A 3,481-nucleotide genomic window follows, 5' to 3' on the forward strand; every position below is an offset into this window, starting at 1 on the left:
TCCAGCCGTATTGGTGGTTACTTCTATGCATACGGTGCTCATACGACTCATGGTCGTGCGTTACCTTATGCTCAAGGGGTAAAATTAGCTAATGAAGATTTAAATGTTGTTGTTTGCGGCGGTGACGGTGATGCCTTCGCTATCGGCATGGGCCATACGATTCATGCATTCAAACGTAATGTAAATATTACTTACGTTGTTATGGATAACCATGTTTACGGCTTGACCAAAGGTCAGACATCCCCTCGTTCCGATATTGGCTTTGTAACTAAAACGTCCCCACATGGTTCGTTTGAATCTCCATTGCCAATTTGTGAAACAGCAATTGCCTCCGGTGCTACTTTCGTAGCGCAAGGCTACATGATTAATCGTGCGGAACTCGTTGAATTGATTAAACAAGGCATGCAGCATGAAGGGTTCTCTTTCATCAACGTATTTAGTCCTTGCGTAACCTACAACAAACGTAACGGTTATGATTACTTCAAAGAAAACTTAACGTCCTTAACGACGATTGAAGGCTATGATCCTACCGATCGTGCCGCTGCCCTTAAAACATTGGGCGAACATGAAGGCTTGTTGACCGGTCTTATCTACCAAGATACGACGAAACCATCCTTCGAAAAAGCAATGGCTGCCGCTAACGGTGGTTCTCATGTACGTGCTTTGGTTCATGACGTAGTAAAACCTGATGCTGCCATGTTCCGCGGCTTGTGCAATGAATTCAAATAAGATGTACGACAACAGTAATTTTAACAAGTGATGTGACGTCTTACCGGGTGCCATAGCGCTTGTATCGGTAACAGGCGATACCAAGGTGTCGCCTGTTACTCTGTTTACTGTTAGACAGTTCGTAACCATCCTGTCTTTAAATAAAACTAAGGAGATTATAAAAATGAATACTTTAAGTACAACAAAAAAGCTGACTATTTCAGGGCTTTGTTTAGCCATGTATATTGTGATTATGATGATGACGCAAGGATTTGCTTTCGGGCAGTATCAAGTGCGTATTGCTACGGCTTTATACGGTTTAGCCGCCTTATTCCCGTTTTCCGTACTGGCCTTCGGTATCGGTAATTTGGTGAGTAACTTGCTTATGGGCGGTTTAGGGCCGATTGATGCCATCGGTGGCTGCTTGGTAGGTCTTATGACGGCCGGCGGTATTGCGTATGGTAAAAAACGCGGCCTCGGTAATTGGATTGTCATTCCCTTTATTACATTGGTTCCCAGTTTGGTAGTGCCACTTTGGTTGGCACCGATTTTGAATTTACCGTATTTACTACTCGTAACTTCACTATTAGTGGGGCAGGGCATTTCTGCAGTAGTGAGCTTTTTTATTGTTAACGGCTTAGAACGCTATGCCGGTACCATGCTCGGTGTGGTACAATCTAAGAAAGAGACTGTTAAAACAGCTGAAGCGGCTGCCGGCGATGAAGAAGCTATACTTGATGTGAATGAAGCCAGCCGTTTATAATACGAATAATTATGGTGCATACAAACTACACAAACATGAAATTGCACTCTAAATAATTACCAATTCTATACTATGTAATTAGTTTTACTATTAAAACTGTGTAAGGAGGTGCCGTTAATGGCAAGCGGAAGAACCAGTGAAGAACTGCAGGGCGTACACGGCCTTGGCAGTCAACAAACCAAGTATCCTATGGACTATGCACCGGAAGTGCTTGAATCATTCGTCAATAAACATCCGGGCATTGATTATTTTGTAAAATTTAATTGTCCTGAGTTTACAAGTCTTTGTCCGATGACGGGGCAACCTGATTTTGCGACCATTTACATTTCCTATGTGCCGGATGAACGTCTGGTAGAAAGTAAATCGCTTAAACTGTATTTGTTCAGTTTCCGCAATCACGGTGATTTCCACGAAGACTGTGTAAACATCATTATGAAGGATTTAATTAAGCTCATGGAGCCAAAATATATCGAAGTATGGGGCAAATTTACGCCACGTGGCGGTCTTGCTATCGATCCGTATGCAAACTACGGCAAACCGGGCACTGAATGGGAAAAAGTAGCCAAAGAACGTCTTCATTTCCATGATATGCAGCCGGAACGGGTGGCCTATCGCTAAAAGGAATACTTAGCACAACGTTAAAACGCTAATTTTATTACGTGAAGAATCGTAATAAAATCTCTATTAAAATGAGTATTAAGCAAAAGAATTAACTGAATACTTAAAACAGCCATGAGTCCTCATTATCGTTAAGACTCATGGCTGTTTTTTATAAAAAATATTTAGTTGATACCTATCTGATAATAAATAGAGTATAATAAAGATATAGGTTAGGTCGTAGGGTAACGACCGCAAATTCGTTTAGGTAAACAGGTAAGGAGTGACATAGGTATGTCAGAGGTATATTTTACATCGTTGCGCACACGCGTAGGAGAAAGTCTTTTGGACAAATTGGAACGGTTGGTGCGCCGTGCGGGCATGGACAAAATTGATTTTAACAATAAATATGTAGCTATTAAAATGCACTTTGGCGAACCGGGAAACTTAGCTTATATTAAACTGCCTTATGTAGCACGTATCGTGAAAATTATTAAGGAATTAGGTGGTAAACCGTTCCTGACAGACTGCAATACATTATATGTAGGCGGTCGTAAAAACGCTATCGATCACATCGAATCGGCCTACCAGAATGGTTTTAATCCGTACAATACGGGGGCTCATGTAATCATCGCCGATGGCTTAAAAGGCTTAGATGAAGAATTGGTACCGGTTCCGGATGGGAAGTATGTCAAAGAAGCTAAAATTGGTAAAGCTTTGATGGACGCAGACATCATCATTTCCATGACTCACTTCAAAGGTCATGAATCAGCCGGTTTTGGCGGCGTTATTAAAAACCTTGGCATGGGCGGCGGTTCCCGTGCCGGCAAAATGGAACAGCACAGTGCCGGTAAACCTTTCGTGCAGCAGGAAATCTGCGTAGGTTGCCATAAATGCGAACAGTATTGTGCCCATGATGCGGTGCATGTAACGAACGGCAAATCCTTCATTACGGAAGAAAAATGCGTAGGTTGCGGTCGCTGTGTCGGCGTATGTCCGGTTGATGCTATTTCGCCGAAATGGGATGAAGCCAATACCGTATTGAGTGAAAAAATGGCGGAATATACAGCCGCTGTCGTTCGCAATCGTCCGCGTTTCCATATCAGCTTTGTTATGGACGTATCGCCATATTGTGACTGTCATGGTGAAAATGATATGCCAATCGTACCGGATGTAGGAATTATGGCATCCTATGACCTCGTAGCGCTCGATCAGGCTTGTGTCGATAAAGTGAATGCGCAACCACCAATGCCGGGCAGTATGCTTGACGAAGCGGAAGAAAAGAGTTGGGATCATTTCCATACTATTTCGCCGAATACGGACTGGGAAGCGGCCCTGAAACGTGCTGAACAAATGGGCCTCGGTTCCAGAAGTTATGAAATTGTGGAAGTAAAATAATTTAAAATAAAAAAG

General features: G+C 42.7%; 4 protein-coding genes. All 4 read left to right on the plus strand.

The genetic code is table 11. The features are described 5' to 3' along the window. Positions 1–729 (plus strand): thiamine pyrophosphate-dependent enzyme (locus tag QZL64_RS11755; protein ID WP_296309603.1); only part of this gene is annotated, 729 nt, incomplete at its 5' end. Positions 730–892: 163 nt separating this feature from the next. Beyond that, complete coding sequence (locus QZL64_RS11760; protein WP_021842155.1) at positions 893–1,471, plus strand: QueT transporter family protein; 579 nt, start codon at positions 893–895, stop codon at positions 1,469–1,471. Between the two features lie 117 nt (positions 1,472–1,588). Then, a complete protein-coding gene (gene queF, locus QZL64_RS11765; protein ID WP_021842156.1) occupies positions 1,589–2,089 on the plus strand; it encodes a preQ(1) synthase in 501 nt (166 codons plus the stop codon). A gap of 273 nt (positions 2,090–2,362) precedes the next feature. Further along, positions 2,363–3,466 carry a DUF362 domain-containing protein gene (locus tag QZL64_RS11770; protein ID WP_021842157.1) on the plus strand — a complete coding sequence of 368 codons (1,104 nt, stop codon included), beginning with the start codon at positions 2,363–2,365 and terminating at the stop codon, positions 3,464–3,466. The last annotated feature ends 15 nt before the right edge of the window (positions 3,467–3,481 follow it).

The sequence above is a fragment of the Veillonella sp. CAG:933 genome, assembly GCF_000431435.1.
Lineage (GTDB): Bacteria > Bacillota > Negativicutes > Veillonellales > Veillonellaceae > Veillonella_A.